Origin of the sequence: Agaribacterium haliotis, from assembly GCF_002312815.1 — a bacterium.
In the GTDB taxonomy this organism is placed as follows: domain Bacteria; phylum Pseudomonadota; class Gammaproteobacteria; order Pseudomonadales; family Cellvibrionaceae; genus Agaribacterium; species Agaribacterium haliotis.
On sequence record NZ_NKQJ01000011.1, the window covers coordinates 124,936 to 141,775 of the forward strand.

16 protein-coding genes are annotated in these 16,840 nt (G+C 51.6%); 8 read left to right on the forward strand and 8 right to left on the reverse strand.

Features of this window, described 5'->3' with window-relative positions; translation table 11 throughout:
- Window positions 1-147: 147 nt before the first annotated feature.
- The 3 genes from CFK45_RS13655 (at window position 148) to CFK45_RS13665 (ending at window position 4,439) form a co-directional block, all read left to right on the forward strand.
- A complete protein-coding gene (locus CFK45_RS13655) occupies window positions 148-1,734 on the forward strand; it encodes an alkaline phosphatase (RefSeq protein ID WP_096087001.1) in 1,587 nt (528 codons plus the stop codon).
- 10 nt (window positions 1,735-1,744) lie between these two features.
- Window positions 1,745-3,532, forward strand: coding sequence for an alkaline phosphatase (locus CFK45_RS13660; RefSeq protein WP_096087002.1), 1,788 nt, complete (start codon window positions 1,745-1,747; stop codon window positions 3,530-3,532).
- 145 nt (window positions 3,533-3,677) lie between these two features.
- Window positions 3,678-4,439, forward strand: a complete 762-nt coding sequence (locus tag CFK45_RS13665) for a hypothetical protein (RefSeq protein WP_096087003.1) — start codon at window positions 3,678-3,680, stop codon at window positions 4,437-4,439.
- Window positions 4,440-4,452: 13 nt separating this feature from the next.
- Here the strand turns inward: CFK45_RS13665 and CFK45_RS13670 are convergent, their stop codons facing one another.
- The gene (locus CFK45_RS13670; RefSeq protein ID WP_096087004.1) at window positions 4,453-5,331 is read right to left on the reverse strand and encodes a LysR substrate-binding domain-containing protein; all 879 of its coding nucleotides are present in this window, start codon (window positions 5,329-5,331) and stop codon (window positions 4,453-4,455) included.
- 291 nt (window positions 5,332-5,622) lie between these two features.
- Here CFK45_RS13670 and CFK45_RS13675 point away from each other — a divergent pair, with 291 nt between their 5' ends.
- Window positions 5,623-6,360: a SapC family protein gene (locus CFK45_RS13675; RefSeq protein WP_239923688.1), complete on the forward strand. Its 738-nt coding sequence runs from the start codon at window positions 5,623-5,625 to the stop codon at window positions 6,358-6,360.
- Between the two features lie 160 nt (window positions 6,361-6,520).
- Window positions 6,521-8,095, forward strand: a complete 1,575-nt coding sequence (locus CFK45_RS13680) for a GGDEF domain-containing protein (RefSeq protein WP_096087006.1) — start codon at window positions 6,521-6,523, stop codon at window positions 8,093-8,095.
- A 12-nt stretch (window positions 8,096-8,107) separates the two neighbouring features.
- Here CFK45_RS13680 and CFK45_RS13685 read toward each other — a convergent pair whose 3' ends face one another.
- The 3 genes from CFK45_RS13685 to CFK45_RS13695 all read right to left on the reverse strand — a co-directional run bounded on the left by CFK45_RS13685 (window position 8,108) and on the right by CFK45_RS13695 (window position 10,852).
- Window positions 8,108-8,551: a type 2 periplasmic-binding domain-containing protein gene (locus CFK45_RS13685; RefSeq protein ID WP_096087007.1), complete on the reverse strand. Its 444-nt coding sequence runs from the start codon at window positions 8,549-8,551 to the stop codon at window positions 8,108-8,110.
- Complete coding sequence (locus tag CFK45_RS13690) at window positions 8,551-9,783, reverse strand: hypothetical protein (RefSeq protein WP_096087008.1); 1,233 nt, start codon at window positions 9,781-9,783, stop codon at window positions 8,551-8,553. The genes CFK45_RS13685 and CFK45_RS13690 overlap by 1 nt, the downstream gene beginning before the upstream one ends.
- Before the next feature lie 115 nt (window positions 9,784-9,898).
- Window positions 9,899-10,852 (reverse strand): DUF6635 family protein, encoded by a 954-nt coding sequence (locus CFK45_RS13695; RefSeq protein WP_143247592.1) that lies wholly within the window; start codon window positions 10,850-10,852, stop codon window positions 9,899-9,901.
- 128 nt (window positions 10,853-10,980) lie between these two features.
- Between CFK45_RS13695 and pgm the strand changes: the two genes are divergently transcribed.
- Entirely contained in the window at window positions 10,981-12,618 is a 1,638-nt protein-coding gene (gene pgm, locus CFK45_RS13700) for a phosphoglucomutase (alpha-D-glucose-1,6-bisphosphate-dependent) (RefSeq protein ID WP_096087010.1), read from the forward strand.
- Between the two features lie 166 nt (window positions 12,619-12,784).
- Here the strand turns inward: pgm and CFK45_RS13705 are convergent, their stop codons facing one another.
- Complete coding sequence (locus CFK45_RS13705; RefSeq protein WP_096087011.1) at window positions 12,785-13,234, reverse strand: MarR family winged helix-turn-helix transcriptional regulator; 450 nt, start codon at window positions 13,232-13,234, stop codon at window positions 12,785-12,787.
- Between the two features lie 160 nt (window positions 13,235-13,394).
- Between CFK45_RS13705 and CFK45_RS13710 the strand changes: the two genes are divergently transcribed.
- Window positions 13,395-13,715, forward strand: coding sequence for a hypothetical protein (locus CFK45_RS13710; RefSeq protein WP_096087012.1), 321 nt, complete (start codon window positions 13,395-13,397; stop codon window positions 13,713-13,715).
- On the opposite strand, the gene CFK45_RS18810 is transcribed toward CFK45_RS13710, so the two are convergent.
- Window positions 13,712-14,296 carry a methylated-DNA--[protein]-cysteine S-methyltransferase gene (locus tag CFK45_RS18810; RefSeq protein WP_275655698.1) on the reverse strand — a complete coding sequence of 195 codons (585 nt, stop codon included), beginning with the start codon at window positions 14,294-14,296 and terminating at the stop codon, window positions 13,712-13,714. The two genes, CFK45_RS13710 and CFK45_RS18810, sit on opposite strands and share 4 nt — an antisense overlap.
- A gap of 163 nt (window positions 14,297-14,459) precedes the next feature.
- Between CFK45_RS18810 and CFK45_RS13720 the strand changes: the two genes are divergently transcribed.
- Window positions 14,460-15,068 (forward strand): class I SAM-dependent methyltransferase, encoded by a 609-nt coding sequence (locus CFK45_RS13720; RefSeq protein WP_096087085.1) that lies wholly within the window; start codon window positions 14,460-14,462, stop codon window positions 15,066-15,068.
- Here CFK45_RS13720 and CFK45_RS13725 read toward each other — a convergent pair.
- Together CFK45_RS13725 and CFK45_RS13730 are read right to left on the reverse strand one after the other, a co-directional pair.
- Window positions 15,045-16,115, reverse strand: a complete 1,071-nt coding sequence (locus CFK45_RS13725) for a prenyltransferase/squalene oxidase repeat-containing protein (RefSeq protein WP_096087014.1) — start codon at window positions 16,113-16,115, stop codon at window positions 15,045-15,047. The genes CFK45_RS13720 and CFK45_RS13725 overlap by 24 nt on opposite strands.
- Window positions 16,108-16,839, reverse strand: coding sequence for a class I SAM-dependent methyltransferase (locus tag CFK45_RS13730; RefSeq protein WP_096087015.1), 732 nt, complete (start codon window positions 16,837-16,839; stop codon window positions 16,108-16,110). The genes CFK45_RS13725 and CFK45_RS13730 overlap by 8 nt, the downstream gene beginning before the upstream one ends.
- Window position 16,840: the final 1 nt, after the last annotated feature.

The following is a 16,840-nucleotide window of genomic DNA, read 5'->3' on the forward strand; positions in this document are numbered from 1 at the left end:
AGCTGCATCGCTCTGACACGAAGTGGCGCTATTTTCTTCGCTCAGAAAGCTTGGTTGTTTTATCGGGGGCTGAGCTGCTCAAACTCAGTTGAAGTGGGCGAGAGTTTTACCGCGCACAAGCGCTTAATTACATAGACGGAGTGGAAGATGAAAGGCATAGCCACCTTAAGTGCTCTGGCACTGGCTGTTAGTGCCGGTGTTCAGGCGCAGGTCCTGCCGAGCTCGCAGACGAGCTCGGCTTGGTACAGCGATGCACAGGCAAAAATTGAAGCTAAGCTGCAGCGAACTCAGAGCGACAAAGCAAAAAATGTCATTTTGTTTGTCGGTGACGGTATGGGCGTATCGACCTTGACGGCGGCGCGCATACTTGAAGGTCAGATGCAGGGGGAAAGCGGTGAAGAAGGGTATTTAAGCTTTGAGCGCTTCCCGTATTCCGCGCTAGTAAAAACCTACAATGTCGACGCGCAAACGCCTGATTCGGCCGGCACCATGACGGCCATGATTAGCGGTTTGAAAACGGATGTCGGGGTGATCGGTGTCGATGAAGATATCGAGCGCGGCAATTGCGCCACGGTGGCTGGCAATGAAGTTGTCACCGCACTGGAATTGGCTGAACTCAAGGGTTTGAGCACCGGTATTGTTTCGACAGCCCGTATCACGCACGCGACGCCAGCGGCGACGTATGCCAAGAGCGCTGATCGCAACTGGGAAGATATCTCTGATATGAAAATTGACGAGTATCCAGAGCGCAAAGATTGTGAAGATATCGCTTCGCAATTAATTAACTTTGAAAAAAGTCTCGAAGCGCGCTTCCCCGGTGCCGACGTCGACGGTATTGAGGTGGCGTTTGGCGGTGGTCGTCGCCACTTTTTGCCCAAAGATTCGGCGTTTAACGTTGAGAAAGAACAGTCTGCCGGTGAAGAGGGTGACCGCAGCGACGGTCGTGATTTAACCGCCGAGTGGCAACAGCTTTATCCAAATGGTGTTTATGTCAACGGTCAGTCTGACTTTGACGCTATTGATGGCGATAGCACCGAGCGCGCTTTTGCACTGTTTAACGAAAGCCATATGCGCTACGAAGCCGATAGGAAAAATGATCAGCTCGGCGAGCCCAGCATTGCCGAAATGACAAGCAAGGCCATCGACATCCTCGACAACAACGATCAGGGTTTTTTCCTGATGGTTGAAAGCGGCCGTATCGATCACGGCCATCACGCCGGCAGCGCTTACAACGCACTGACCGATACCATCGCGTTTGCCGATGCGGTGCAGGCGGCTGTTGACGCTACCGACGCCTCGGAAACACTAATTTTGGTCACCGCCGATCACAGCCATGTATTTACCATCGCCGGTTATCCAAAGCGCGGCAACCCCATCCTCGGCAAAGTTGTTGAAGTTGGTAAAGACGAGCCGGCACTGGCTGACGACGGCATGCCTTATACCACCCTTGGTTATACCAACGGTCTCGGTATGCGCGACTACGGCCAGGAGACGAATGCCGATAAAACTTACGGTGAGGCTGGCAATGCCGGTCGCCACGATTTATCGGCCATCGACACCACCGCCCCCGGTTTCCACCAGGAAGCCCTGGTGCCCAAAAGCTCAGAAACGCACGCCGGTGAAGATATTAGCTTGCACGCGATGGGGCCCGGTGCTTACAAAGCGGCCGGTACTATTGAGCAAAACCTTGTATATCACCTGATTAACGAAGCGCTTGAGCTGGACAGCGAATAAGGAGACAACCATGAATAAGAAGTTTACGTTAAGCCTTTTGTCTGCCGCTGTTATTGTCCTTTCAGCCTGTAGCGGTGACGATGATGACCCTAAGCCGGGGGCCAGCCCGAGCCCAGTGGTAAGCCCGAGCCCAGAGGTAAGCCCAAGCCCAGTGGTAAGCCCGAGCCCAGAGGTAAGCCCAAGCCCAGTGGTAAGCCCAAGCCCAGTGGTAAGCCCGAGCCCGGAAGTTAGCCCGTCGCTCTCTGATTCGCAGGCTTTTAACAATACCCTTGCCAATGACTGGTACAAAGATGCGGCCGCCAATGTTGCCGCTGCGCCTAGCTACGACGTTGCGGCGGACCGAGGCAAAGCCAAAAACGTGATTTTGTTTGTTGGCGATGGCATGGGTGTTAGTACGGTTACCGCTGCACGCATACTTGAAGGTCAGCAGAAGGCCATGATGGGTGAAGAAAATGTGCTGAGTTTTGGTAAGTTCCCGTTTGCCGGTTTGGCCAAAACCTATAACGTTGACGCCCAGACACCCGACTCTGCCGGCACCATGACGGCGATGGTTAGCGGTGTTAAAACCGATGTCGGTGTTATCGGTGTCGATGAAGACATTGTTCGCGGTGATTGTACAAGTGTTGCTGGTAATGAATTAGTCAGCGCACTTGAGCTGGCTGAAATTGCCGGTATGAGCACGGGCATCGTCAGTACCGCGCGTATTACTCACGCAACGCCAGCGGCCACTTACGCTAAGAGCGCCGATCGCAACTGGGAAGATATCTCTGATATGAAAATTGACGAGAACCCCGAGCGCGCGGCCTGTGAAGATATCGCCAGCCAGCTGGTAAATTTTGAAGCAAACCTCGAAGCGCGTTACCAGGGTTTGGATGTCGACGGTATTGAAGTGGCAATGGGCGGAGGTCGCCGTCACTTCCTGCCCAAGGATGTGGCCTTTAATGTCGAGAAGGCTGAATCGGCCGGTGAAGAGGGCGATCGCAGTGACGGCCGCGATCTAACCGCTGAGTGGAAAACGACCTACAGCGACGGTGCGTATGTCAATAGCGCAGCCGAGCTCAGCGCCTTGGATCTCGACGCAACACCACGTCTGTTTGGCTTATTCGAAGAGAGCCACATGCGCTACGAAGCCGACCGCAGCAACGATAGCCTCGGTGAACCCTCTATCGCTGAGATGACGGCCGCCGCCATCGATGTGCTCGATAACAACAATGAAGGTTTTTTCCTGATGGTCGAGGCCGGCCGTATTGACCACGGCCACCACGCCGGCAGTGCCTACAACGCGCTGACGGATACCATTGCTTTTGCCGATGCAGTGCAAGCGGCCGTTGATGCCACAAACCCTGAGGAAACACTGATTATTGTCACTGCTGACCACAGCCACGTTTTCACCATTGCCGGTTATCCAAAACGCGGCAACCCGATACTCGGCAAAGTGGTTGAAGTGGGTAAGACAGAGCCAGCACTCGCTAGCGATGACATGCCCTACACTACGCTCGGCTACACCAATGGTCGCGGCATGCGCAACTATGGTGCTGAGACCAACGCCGATAGAACCTACGGCGAAGATGGCAATGCCGGTCGCAAGGATTTATCTGAAGTAGATACGACTAGCAGCGGTTTCCACCAGGAGGCACTGGTACCGAAGAGCGCGGAAACTCACGCCGGTGAAGATGTGGGCATCTACGCGATGGGCCCGGGTGCGTCGTTAGTTTCCGGCACCAACGAGCAGAGCATTATTTTCCATGTTATGGATTTTGCTGCCGATCTTGTTGCCAGGGCGGATGCCAAACTTTAAGGCTTAATAAAAAAGTCACTTAAGCGACACAAACTAGTGTCAACAGACCCTAAGAGCCCTGCGGGGCTCTTAGGGTTAATGAGCTTATTCCCGGCTACTCCCGCTTGCCGAGGCCGGGCAAGCTCGCATTAATCTAGGAATTAACGTGTACCACCGATTAATTTTTCTCAGTTCTCTGGCCCTTGTTTTGGGCTGTCAAAAACACAGCGCTGATACGCACGACTTTGCTGCAGACTACCAGTGCGAGAATATTAGCCCCGAGCTACTTGTTGCCAGCTACGAGCTGCACGGCCAGGACGAGCGTGAACTAAGCCTGTGGCGAAATGGCGCAAAAGTTATGCATCAATACCAGCCGCCAAATATTGTTCAGTTCTGGGCACTGGACAAAAATCAGGGAATTTGGCACAGCCAGTATTTTGATGATTATCAGCGCGGCATAGAGTACGAAGTGCGCGACTTGAATGCTGCCGAGCAGGCAGATGCGTGGAGCAGTTATTGGCAGTTTTTACCGCAGTCGAGCATAGAAAAAATGCACAAGCTCGACAGCGGCGGTGAAGGCTGCAATGCCTGGGTTCAGTATCAAGACAAGCACGAAGGCATGCAGCTCACACTGTGGTGGCTGAGCGCTTTTAATCTGCCCGCGCGCTATGAAATTAGCAAAGAGGGCGAACAAGAGCCACTTATCCAGCAGTGGCAGTTGCGTTCACTCTCGGGTAACAGCGCTGATATCAATCAGGCTTTTGCTGTGCGTTCGAACTATAGCAGTACAGATTTTGCCGATATTGGTGACAGTGAAGACGATCCTTTTTTAGCCAAAATGATACGCCTCGGTTTTGTTGAGCACGGCGCCAGTGGTTTTTACGATGCCGACGGCCACAATCAACAACATGCCGGTCACCATCACTGAACTGAAGTGTTGGTTAACTTGCCTCGCAGAGCTTGAGCCACTGTTCAAGGCTGGCGTTGCGGTACTTGTGTTTGTGTACGGCAAGATAGAGTTTGCGGCTGAGGTCGAGTTCACTGCAGGGCAGGGCGACAAGGTTGCCGCGCTTAAAGTCTTGTTCAAGGCAGATCTCGCTGAGGCAGCTAAGGCCTAGGCCTTTGCTGACCGCGCGCTTGATGGCCTCGGTTTGTTCGAGCTCGAGGCGCACATTGAGCTGGGGGCCGAGCTCGCCGACGGCGCGGTCAAAACTCTGCCGGGTGCCCGAGCCAATCTCGCGCAGCACCCAGGCCTGGCTTAGCAGCTCCCCGCGCTCAATCTTACCGGTGGCGGCGAGGGGGTGCTCGGGGGCGCAGAAACAGATGAGTTTATCTTCGCGCCAAGTGTGGATGTCGAGATCCGGGTGCTGAATTTCCCCTTCGAGCATGCCGACATCAATATCGAAGTTCAGCAGTTCGCGTTTGATGCGCTCGGTGTTGGCGATATCGAGATTGATATGGGCATCGGGGGCTTTGTTGAGATAGGCCTCGATTAAATCAACACACAAATAGTTACCGATGGTCAGAGTTGCGCCGACTTTTAGGTTGCCGAGGGCGCGGTCGGTGCTGAGGTCCTCTTGCAGTTCGGTAGCCAGGGCCAGTAGCGATTCGGCTTTGGTGCGCAAGTGGCGGCCCTGTTCGTTGAGTTTTAAGCGCTTGCCTATGCGGTCGAATAGCTGCACATCAAACTGGTTTTCGAGCTCTTTTAGGGCTCCGCTGGCCGCGCTCTGGCTCAGCGAGAGCTGTTCAGCGGCGCGGCTGACGTTCTCGTGGTGAGCGATGGCGAGGAACACTTCGATTTGCCTGAGACTGTAACGCACTTCAGCAGCCCTATATCTGTTTTTCGAAAGACACTCAGAGTTCTTATCTGCAGGGCTTCTATCTTATGCTTTCCTCTGGGGTGACTCAATGCTCGTCGCTGACAGCGAAGCATAACTGGCGCGCTTACGCTATTTTGTGCCGTACTGCGCTAAGCCCTTGCCGCAGTTAAAACAGGCCTGCTAGTATCGCTTGCATCGGCGTGGCCAGCGCTACCAACCAACGTTATACACAAACGCGTTTGGCGCTGACTGCATTTCATTTCACTCGAAGTAAAAAGAAGAATCATAACTATGTCCGCGATGATGTTTTATTCCAACCCCACGCCCCTGGACAAGAAAAAGCACGCAAATATCAAACTGCAGCGCCAGAACAACTACGATTTTGCTGCAAACAGCAACAGCCTGCCAGTGGCCGGTTTTGAGTTTTTTGAAGCCAGCCGCAGCTTCCCCATCTTTTTTGTGAAAAATTCTCAAGAGCAATATGTGCCCATCGCGATACTTTCGCTGCGCAGCAAAGGCCACGAACTAGGCAGTAACTGGGAAGGTGCCTATGTTCCGGCGTATGTGCGCCGCTATCCGTTTGTGTTGAGCTCCGACGGCGTGGTGCTGTTTGATGCCGACGCGCCACATCTGCAGGAGCAAGATGGCGATGAGCTGTTTAAGAACGATGAGGGTGAGCCAACAGAAACCCTAGAGAATATTGTGCAGTTTCTGAAAACTGTGGATCAGGGTTTTCGTTTGACCGAGGAGTTCTGCAAGGCCGCCGCCGAGAAAGAGCTGTTTTCAAAGTTCAGCGGTGGTATCAAGCTGCCTCAGGGAACAATTAATCTCGGTGAGCTGTACATCATCAATGAGAAGAGCCTGCACGAAAAGCTCGATGAAAAAGATGTCTACGAGTGGTTTAACAAGGGCTGGCTGGCCTGGGCTCACGCGCACTTGCACTCGCTCGGCAGTATGAATGAGGTGTTAAAGCGCGCTCGCAACGCCGCACCTGCGGCACAAGAGACAAGCGAAGAAACATCGGCGTAATTGCCCGCTCTTAGCTTTGCAAAACCGCCCCGGCTGACTCTGGCTTTGGGCGGTTTTTTTATGCCCGCAGGTTCCAGAAACAAGGCCTGCTATAGTTAACTAAACTATTCTACGTCCCGGTCTTTGACCCCTAGCCCGACACTGGAGCCTTCGGCTGAGCATGAAGCTGAGTATAAAACTGGCGCTATATACCACCTTGATTGCCTGCATATTTGCCGTGGGTTTGACGCTTGTCTCCTACGTTTCCATCCTTGAGCGCGTGGAACAAAACAGCAAAACCAGCAGTGAAGCACTGGTTGCGACGGTGTACAACATGGCGGCGACGGCGGCTTATATTGAAGATTCCGAGCTCGCGCGCGAAGTTGTGGAAGGGCTGGCGTTAAATGATGTGATCGACTGCGCACGCATCACGACCTTGAGCATGGCGCTGAGCTCTGGAGTGACTTGCCCGGGTGAAGCATCCCATACCGTAGCTGTGTATTCGCCCTGGGACGAGCAAGAAGAAGTCGGTGTGCTCGAACTGTTTGAAAGCCGGGACTTTTTAAAAGAGCAAGTTAGCGAGCAGATTTATTACGCCGCGCTGATTTTGGTCGCGGTGATCGTGTTAATCAGTGCGGCTATTTCACTGATTACCTACTGGCTGGTGACCAAACCTATAGCTGAAATCTCCCAGCAGCTCGGTCGAGTCGATTTTGGCGACGAGATACACATGCTGCAGCAGGGGCTTCGCAAAGATGAGCTCGGTGTGATCACCCGTGTTATCAACCTGATGCTGGCCAATGCCAAAAAGCAAATTATCTCCGAACAAATACTTGCTCGCCGCACCGAAGAAATAAGTAAACACGTCAAACTTATTTTTGATCTGTCGGCCAACTACTTAGGCGTAACCGATGAAAAATTGCGCCTGCGCTCTTGTAACCCCAAGTTTGAAGCACTGGTGCGCAAAACCACAGGCGACGACCGCAGCCCTCTGTATTCGGATCACTGGTTGGGCGCTTTTAGTGAAAATGCCGATGAGCTCAAAGCTAAAGTACTGGCCCACCCCGACTACGACCAACCCTGCTCGATAGAGGTGGATATTCCGAGTGATGACGATGTGCTCGAGCGCCGCTATTTCAAGTTTACTTTTGTCAAAATCATTATCGAGGGGCACGAGGCGAGCGTATTTATCTATATTCTCGATTTGACGGATCACAAGCGAAAACTGGCTAAAACTGAGTACGAAGCCAACCACGATAACTTGACCCAGCTATACAATCGCCTCGCAGCGATGAGAAAAATACGCCACTTATTAAGCGCACACAGCGAAGAGTATCCGGTGGCAATTGTATTTATTGATCTCGATGGTTTTAAAGCCATCAATGATAGTTTTGGTCACGACGCTGGTGATGAGCTGTTAAAAGTTATCGCCGCGCGTTTGAGTCATTCGGTCAGGAAGACAGACATCGCCGCGCGCTGGGGGGGCGATGAGTTTCTTATCGCTTTGGATGGCGTCAATGCGCACCAGGCAAAAAAAATCGCCGAGAAAATCCTGGCAAGCATCGTCAAGCCAATCTTTATGAAAGATGCGCAGGGGGAAAAGTGTGAGCGTTATGTCGGTGCCAGTGTTGGGGTTGCGATAAGCAGTGCTGAAGTCAGCGATTTTTCTACCCTGTTTGAGCGAGCTGATAAAGCCATGTATATGGTGAAAAAATCAGGCAAGAACGCTGTTTTATTGTTTGATGACGCCAAGTAGCTAGCGCTTTAGTTATTGATTGCCATTTAATGTAAATACCACTTGTACCTGATCGCTTAGCTGGGCTTCGGCAACGTAGGCAATCGCCCGTGGATTGCGGGCAACTTCCAGCGCGATTTGCTCTGAGCTTTTTAAGTGGTCACTTGGCGGCTGTACACGGCCGGTGTAAAAAAGCCTGGCCCAGTAGGCGTTGATAAAAGCCAGCGATTTGCCAGTTAACTTTGTGTAAAACTCTTCGCGCAAAGCGCTGCCCTTCGGTTGATCAAAGGCCTCTATTTTTTTGCCATTATCAAACTTTCGTGCGCGCCCCATAAAGATATCTATACACTGCTTTTTACTTAAATTTTGCACCTCTGAGCCCGCACTGACAATGACGTAAATGTCAGCGCAAGCGCCAGAGCTGAGTAAAATCAGTGACAGTATGCTTAGATGCAGATAGCGGTTGAGCTTAAACATCAGAATATAAAGTCCCAACGTGTGCTGAGAACTTGGGCATCGACATCTTTATCGGGGTAAATGCCCTCTTTATTGGGAAACCATATGCCTAGACCCTGCCTGTCCATGCTTTTGTAATCCCACTGAAATTTGAACGCCATATTAAAGTGGAAATCCCAGCGCAGGCCGACTGAAAAGCCGCGCTGATCCCAGCCTTGTTTCACATTTTCGGTAAGCGTTTCTACCAGTGGGGCGACTTGCGGCGGCGGTGGGCTCTCGAGGTAAAACTCATCGGAGTTAGTGATTGCGTAGCTGATATAGGGAGTAAATAAGTCGATGTGATAACCCAGGCTTAGATAGGCCATGCGAGTTCCGGGAAGAATAAACGAGTTTGAATGAATTTCTCCTGCTTCACCGATAAGCAGCCAGCGGCCATTGTCATATTGGACGCCGGCGCTGACATATTTGAGTTCATTTTCATCTAACGAGAGGCGCTCACTTAAATCTTTTGCGCCCGGCCACAGCGGCGTGATTTGTTCTAAAGCCGCTTGGGCTGCGTCGACCTCATCCCAGCGTGAAACCCCCGAGCTTTTATTCCAGCTAAGCCTTGCCTGAATATCACCGTAGTGATATTCGAGGTTTATGCCCAACACATTTTTTATCTCCAGGGTTTGCGAGCCTAAAGCGGAGTCTTCGATACTGACCAGCGTGGTGCCACCATTGATGCTGCTCATTAAAAAGCCGTCGCCCAATTCGAGTTTGTAGCTTAGCTCTGCACCGTCAATAAAGTTATTGGTAACAGGCGCATAAAACTCTTGTACGGGCATTGTCCACAAATTGGCAAAACCTATATGGCGGCTGTCACTGAGCATATAAAAAGGCTGAGAGAAGCGGCCTAAGCGAAATTGAATCTCCTCGCTTGGTGTCCAGTTTAGTGCGGCGATTTTTATAAGTGTGTCGCTGTTTTGCACTGGTTGATCGCGCAGTACAAGCTGGCCGACAAATTCAAAACTATCGTGCAGGCTTATATTAGCTTGCAGGCCAAGCACACTTAGCGAGCTGAAATTGATTTCGTCACTGTAGCTTGGCGACGGATCTGAAAAATCGCGGCGAAAGCCCAGCTCATCTGTATTTGTTGTCAGCGCACCTATGCTGCCAAAGCCTGAAAAGCGCGTGCTGATCTCCGCTTTTGTACATACAGGCAGGGCTGCCAGTGCAGCGATAAAAAAAAGATTTAGTGGGGTTTTACTCAAGCGACTGTCCGACCAAGGCTCTAATGACTGACCTATTAACCATAGGTTGCACACAGGGCCTTTGCCAGCGCCGTTGCCCGTGTTGTTTTTTTAAGCTGATTACCAGCGGCCGGCGCTAGAGGCTAAGTGGGGCTTTGACGGTGTCAAACAGTTCGAGTATGCGCGCGATATAAGGGTCGAGACTGCGGTACTGATTGCCGGTGCTCGCCAGCAGATCCCTGTGCATGTGTTTGAGCATGCGTTTCAGGCGGCGCTGGTGGGAGCCGGTGAGCCTGAGCACAGGGTCGATAATCAAACCCGAGAACGATGCAATAAAGGCCAGCGCAAGCATAACCGCAGCGCAGGCTAATACTAGGTCGTATAGGTTTGGCGATGGCGGGAACAGGCGGTAGTAGAGGCCGCCGGCAAATTCGCCGAGCCAAAAGTCTTGCTCGGCGCGCCAGCGCACCCACAGTGCTGCCAGAAGCACGCCGAGGCCAATGCCCCCGGGCGTGAATTTCTTAAACGCGAGGGCGCCGACGGCGGTGCTGAATACGGTGTTGCCAATATCCGCGTGCGCAGTGCGGCTGAGCATAAGCTGCTCGAGCACGTCATCGACGATAAGACCGAGTTCACGCTCGAGCTCAAGCTGCTGCTGTTCGTCAAATTCGCGCTGGGGCAACTGTTCCAGGCGAGCACAAATATAGTGTTTGAGCAGGGCGGTATCGACAAACACTTGCCGATACTTGTTGTTGAGCAAGCGCTGAACTGCGGTGCGAAAGCCCGCCGGAAGCCTGCGCGAGGTTTGAGTCACCAAGGGTTTCAGACGCCGCGGGCCGAGGTGTTTCAGTGTCAGACAAAGCAGTTGTAAAAGTAGATAAAGTGGCGCCCACAGTAAGTTCAGCGGCACTCTTAATAAGTCCCAACCGAAGGCGTGTTTGTTGTTGTGCCAGCAGCCCGGGTAACTGAATTCTTGTTTGACAAAAGCCTTGACCTGCGTGCGGCGGTCGTCAAAATAATCTTGTAAACCCTGGCGCAGCGCCTGGTTGACCAGGGCCTGCCTGTGGCTGTTGAGTTTAATTTGATTCATGTAATTTCTTAGCGGGCTGGCAGCACTTATAATAGCGCCGCTTTTGATCTCCCCCCAGCCTTTTCTCGGCCCGCGCCGGGGAGCCATCTAATTAACGCCGAACTAGCGCCTAACTAAGGAGCCACTCTATGAGCTTACACCCGCGAGCGGGGCAACTAGCCCTCGATCAAGACCTGTGTAACATTCCCCGTCTGGTTAGTAATTATTACGTGCAAGACCCGAGTGCTGACACCTTGGTCAGTTTTGGTACTTCAGGCCATCGCGGTAGCTCCAACAACGCGTCGTTTACTGAGGTGCACATCGCCGCGATTTGTCAGGCCCTGGTTGAATATCGCACGCAAGCCGGCATCGATGGCCCCTGTTATGTTGGTATCGATACCCATGCGCTGAGTGAATGCGCCTTTATGACAACAGTGGAAGTACTGGTCGCCAACGGTGTGCATGTTGTGGTGCAGCAGGGCCGCGGTTACACGCCAACACCGGTTATTTCTCATGCGATACTGAGTTACAACAAGGGCCGCAGCAATGAGTTGGCTGACGGCATAGTTATTACACCCTCGCACAACCCGCCGCAAGATGGGGGCTTTAAATACAATCCGCCAAATGGCGGCCCGGCGGATACCGACATTACCTCTGCCATTCAGGCGCGCGCCAACGACATTATCGTCAGCGGCAGTCAGGAGGTAAAAATAACGCCTTTTGCCGACGCCTGGCATCAAGTGACTCAGTATGACTTTGTGCAGCCTTATGTTGACGATCTCGGCAGTGTTATCGACATGAAGGCCATTTCGGCTGCAAAAGTAAAAATTGGCGTCGACCCGATGGGCGGCTCCGGCGTGGCCTTTTGGGAGGTCATCGCAAAAACCTGGGATTTAGATATTGAAGTGGTCAACAGTAAAGTTGACCCGACTTTCTCGTTTATGTGCCTCGACAAAGACGGCAAAATTCGCATGGATTGCTCGAGCCCCTACGCCATGGCGGGCTTGATTCAAATGAAAGACAAGTTTGATATCGCCCTGGGCAATGACCCGGACTATGACCGCCACGGCATCGTCTGTCCGACGGCGGGTTTGATGAACCCAAATCACTATCTTGCGGTTGCTATTGACTACTTATTTAAACACCGCGATCAATGGCCGGCACAATTGGCTGTCGGCAAGACCCTGGTTAGCTCAAGCATGATAGATAGGGTTGCCGCCGATCTTGGCCGCGACCTGGCTGAAGTACCCGTCGGCTTTAAATGGTTTGTCGATGGGCTTTACGGCGGCACTTATGGTTTTGGCGGTGAAGAAAGTGCCGGCGCCAGCTTCTTGAGAAAAGACGGCAGCGTTTGGACAACCGACAAAGACGGCTTTATTCTGGCTTTACTTGCTGCAGAAATAAAAGCGGTAACAGGCAAAAACCCCGGTGAGCTTTATCTAGAACTGACTGAAAAGTTCAGCGCTCCGGTTTATAGCCGCATTGATGCTCCGGCAAATTCAGCGCAGAAAAACGTGCTGAAAAACTTAAGTGCAGATGACGTCCAAGCCGAAACACTTGCCGGTGAGAGTATTCTTAAAAAGCTAACGCACGCGCCTGGTAATGATGCGGCCATTGGCGGTTTAAAGGTTGTCAGTGAAAATGGCTGGTTTGCCGCGCGCCCTTCTGGCACGGAAGAAATTTACAAAATCTATGCTGAGAGTTTCCTCGGCGAATCGCACTTACAGCGTATTCTCGATGAAGCCAAAGACATTGTCAGCGCAACATTTAGCGCGGCCGGCTTATAAGCTTGTGGTGTTTTGAATCATCCCGGCGGCAATAGCCGGGCTGAATCTCTGTACTAAAGTTTTATCGTTTGTATTGTTGTTAGCGACATTATTGCCGGCGCTTTATTTTCGGTAGCGCCTTTCTTGCGGGCAGACGTTTTTCTGTGCTTTGCAGCAGCTTATTGGCCTATGGTTTTGTGCTCGGCGCTGTACTGTCAATATAAGCGTTGATGCTTTTTAGTTGCTCGACGACGGCTTGTACCTGGCCTGTGCCCATTTGTTTAAATAAGCCTTGATCGATTTCCGCTAAACACTGCCTGGCGTGCGCGATAAGTTGTTCGCCCCTGTCTGTGAACACAATCTGTTTTTGTTTGCCCGGGCCGTCGAGCTGTTCAAGGTAACCCAGCGCACACAGCTCCCTAACGGTTTTGGCAACCATTTGTCGCGAAACGCCTAGTTTTCGGGCTAGTTCGGAGCCGTAATTTGAACCGCACTCCAAGGTGCTTAGGAAGCCGAGCAAGGACGGGGTAATTGCCTGATAACCCTTAGCTACAAGCTTTTGAGATAAAAAGTGGCTGATGCTGTCATTGAGCTGGCCGGCCTGCTGCACGAGTTGCAAGCTCAGCGATTCGACCATTGCGGTGCCTTTCTTTGTAAACCTGGTTGACATTGTGTGTTGTAATCGATACGTTTGTGTCAACCGAGTATACATAGGAGTTCTTGCGATGTTGAGTCTACAGTCTGTCCTGCGTTTAAATGCTGCGAGTTGTCTGGTTTTCGGAGTGATATTTACTGTGATGCCAGCTGCAGTCTCGGTTTTTTTACAGGCAGCGCGAGATGTGTCGGCCGCTGCGCCAAAAGCGGTGATACTCGCGTTGGGCATTGTACTTATATTTAATGGCCTGCATTTACTGTGGACATCGACGCTCGCGCGGCCTGCAAAATTACTGATCTGGTATTTTATCGCAGGGGATGTACTGTGGGTGCTGGTGTCGTTAAGTTTAATTGCCGGTGGGCTTTGGATCAGTGCAGCGCAAGCTATTTGGGCGACTATGGCTGTTGCGCTAATGGTGACTAGCTTTGCCGCGCTGCAGCTGTACTACTTGCGCCGTTATTAAAAACGAAATTGTTGTTGATCTACTAAGGTGTTTTTATCGCCGGATTGATTTTTATTTATATTGTCAGATCGGCTAACGTTATAGCTATTTTCTTTTTCTAGAAGCAGCAAGCGTTTTTTAAGCGCCAGGCCGCCGCCGTATCCAACTAGGCTGCCATCGCTGCCAATAATTCGGTGGCAGGGCACAATAAAAGCAATGGCATTCGCGCCGTTAGCGCTGGCGACTGCACGCACAGCTTTGGCATTGCCTAAGCTTTGTGCCAGCTCAAGATAGCTGGCGCAGTGACCGTATTGTACAAGCATTAATTGCCGCCATACCTGTTTTTGGAAGTCGCTGCCAACCAGCAGTAGCGGCAAATCAAACTCTGCTCTGTTGCCGCTTAGATACTCGGTGATTTGCTCGCAGGTTTTTTCAATCAGATCGTTATCCTGTTCAATAAACTCTGCGTTTAATCCGGTCTTTATTCTCGTATCGACAGTACTGCGCATTTTCCTAAATCTAAAGTCGAGCAGGCACAGCTGCTTGTCAAAGCTGCCAATAATTAATTCACCGGCTTTACTTTTTCTATACTGAATAAACACTTTATTTACCACAAGAACCTCGGTTATGGGGCATTACATGTAGCTAAATGGTACGGCCAAAACCAAAACAGGGCGCAGTTTCAATCGCGGTTTTGGTATTGATATGATTGTTACAGTTTTTAATTTAAGTTGTATGATACTTAGCTTTTTAACGAAAATTTTTATGAGTATCGCAAAATACCGACCGAGCAAAGGTTTTCTCGCGGAAAATGAAGGTGAGCTTTTATATCGCTTGGCGCTTGATGTTGCCGATATTGGGCCCTGTATGGAGCTTGGCAGCTACTGTGGCTTATCGACGGTTTTTCTGGGCTCTGCCTGTAAGCGCAGTTTAAATACGCTCTACGCTATCGATCACCACCGCGGATCGGAAGAGCATCAGCCCGGAGAGCTCTATCATGACAAAGAGTTATTTGATGCCGAGCTTGGGCGTATGAATACCTATCCCGAGTTCTGTCGTACCTTGCTTGGTGCCGATATTGAAGATGTGGTAATTCCGGTGATTGCCAGTTCCGAGCAGGCGCGGCGACACTGGGCCACTGCGCTGGGTTTGGTATTTATAGACGGCGGCCACAGTGAAAAAATGGCGATGGACGATTGTTTGGGTTGGAGTCAGCACCTGCTTGCCGGCGCCGTGCTCGCCATTCACGACATTTATCCGAGCCCGGAACTTGGCGGCCAGGGGCCGCGACTGGCTATGCAGGCGGTGCTTGATGGTGGCGACTTTGTGTTTGAAGAGCAGCTCGGTTCGCTAGCTGTGCTGCGCCGCAAATAGCGCGTTTGTAGTCGTAAACAGCTTATTGGCCGGGCTCAAAGCCCACAGGGCATCTGCGGCGAGTATCACTGCGGCGCTGGTCCAGCTGGGTTTTTCTCTGGGCCATATTTGCCGGCTTTGAAATTGATAGCCGGTCCAGAAGCCTCCATCGCCGTCTTGCCAGCGCAGTAATTGCCGCAAGAGTGTTTCAGCTTTGCTGTGCTGTTCGGCCGCGACCAGGGCGATTACGAGCTCGCTGCTTTCTGCAACGGTTATCCACGGCTCGTCGCTAACGCAGCGACAACCGTAGTCGCTGTGAACAAATTTATCCCAGCTTTGGGTAAGGCGCAGCTTTGCCTCTTGAGCACTTAAGGCGCCGGAGAGCACGGGGTAAAACCAATCCATGCTGAAGCGTTCTTTGCTCGGCCAGCTGCGGTCAAAACGCCAGGGTTTGTTGCGGATTGTTTCTTTCAGTTGCCGGTAGCTTTGCAGCCAGTCTTGATATGGCTGCTTGAGCAGCTCGGCTAAATAAATAGCGCACTCTAGCGAGCGCAAGATAGAGCTGCAGGCGGTTAGCAGGGCATCTTTGTTGAGTTTTTCGCAGCTCGACAGAGCCCACTGGATATCACCCTCTGAGCTTTGCTGTTTACAGACAAAATTTATTGCGCGGGCGATCATTGGAAAAAAGCGCGATGCCTGTTCGGTATTGCCGCTGCAAAGCCAAAAGTGCCACAGCGCTGTAGCGGCATAGGCCACAAAGTTAGTTTCAATTTTTAAGCGGTCTTGTTTATTGCCGCCGCTGCCGAATTCAAGATTGTTGTCGCCTAAATAACAGGCGTACCAGGAGCCGTCGGGATTTTGCTGTTGTTCGAGCCACAAAAAACCGCGCTCTACCGCTTGCCAATCTTTGTATATAGACAGGGCCATAAGCGCTTCGCAGTGATCCCAGGGGTCGAGCTTGGCACCTGCAAACCAGGGTACAGCGCCGCTTTCGAGTTGGCAGCTTTTAATATAGTTATACGCTTTGTAGAGGGAGCGCTGTATTTGTTCGGCTGTTGCTTCAGTCATGTTTAATAAAATAGCTTACTTGGCTTTTGCCTAATACAGGGTTGAGCAGTTTCTCCAGGCTGCGGGTAAGCAGCGGGCGTTTTAATAAATCCCAGACCAGTATTTTATGGTAGAGGCGGCACAGGAGAAAATCTTCGCCTTGGCGCCAGAATAAGCAGCGCAGCCACCAATAGGGGCTGTGTAGGGCGTGAGCTTTATGCTTGCGTAGTTTTTGAAATTTTCTCTGCTGTATTGCTTGCTCGAGTTCATTTTTTTTGAAGATTCTAAGGTGCCCACCTTCGACTTGGTGGTAGGCCTTGCTTAAGGCCCAGCACAGTTGCTCTGGCCAGCGCGCGGGTACACTGACACTCAGACTGCCACCGGGTTTTAGGCAGCGTGTGATTTCATTGAGTACCTGCTGGTAGTCGTCGATGTGCTCAAGCACTTCAGAGCAAATAACATGCTCAAAGCTGTGCTCTTTAAATGGCAGTTTGTAAGCGTCTGCACACAAATAACTGGATATATTTAAGCTATCTTTGCTACTTGCTGCTGAATTTAGTTGCTGAAATTGCTCTTGCTTAGTTTGAGCGCGTTTTAGGTCGCCAAGATTTAAATCCAGTGCAACAACGTGGGCAGCGGGGAAATAAAATTGGCAGGCAATACTGTGGCGCCCCTCGCCGCAGCCGAGATCAAGTACGCGCGCACCGGGCTCAATGGCAAGGCTTTGAATATCGATGGTTTCCAAT

Excerpts from the sequence above, each read along its gene's own strand:
- pgm (WP_096087010.1), top strand. The coding sequence starts at position 10,981 with ATGAGCTTACACCCGCGAGCGGGGCAACTAGCCCTCGATCAAGACCTG.
- CFK45_RS13680 (WP_096087006.1), top strand. The coding sequence starts at position 6,521 with ATGAAGCTGAGTATAAAACTGGCGCTATATACCACCTTGATTGCCTGC.
- CFK45_RS13720 (WP_096087085.1), top strand. The coding sequence starts at position 14,460 with ATGAGTATCGCAAAATACCGACCGAGCAAAGGTTTTCTCGCGGAAAAT.
- CFK45_RS13725 (WP_096087014.1), bottom strand. The coding sequence starts at position 16,115 with ATGACTGAAGCAACAGCCGAACAAATACAGCGCTCCCTCTACAAAGCG.
- CFK45_RS13695 (WP_143247592.1), bottom strand. The coding sequence starts at position 10,852 with ATGAATCAAATTAAACTCAACAGCCACAGGCAGGCCCTGGTCAACCAG.
- CFK45_RS13675 (WP_239923688.1), top strand. The coding sequence starts at position 5,623 with ATGTCCGCGATGATGTTTTATTCCAACCCCACGCCCCTGGACAAGAAA.
- CFK45_RS13685 (WP_096087007.1), bottom strand. The coding sequence starts at position 8,551 with ATGTTTAAGCTCAACCGCTATCTGCATCTAAGCATACTGTCACTGATT.
- CFK45_RS13710 (WP_096087012.1), top strand. The coding sequence starts at position 13,395 with ATGCCAGCTGCAGTCTCGGTTTTTTTACAGGCAGCGCGAGATGTGTCG.
- CFK45_RS13660 (WP_096087002.1), top strand. The coding sequence starts at position 1,745 with ATGAATAAGAAGTTTACGTTAAGCCTTTTGTCTGCCGCTGTTATTGTC.
- CFK45_RS13705 (WP_096087011.1), bottom strand. The coding sequence starts at position 13,234 with ATGGTCGAATCGCTGAGCTTGCAACTCGTGCAGCAGGCCGGCCAGCTC.
- CFK45_RS13655 (WP_096087001.1), top strand. The coding sequence starts at position 148 with ATGAAAGGCATAGCCACCTTAAGTGCTCTGGCACTGGCTGTTAGTGCC.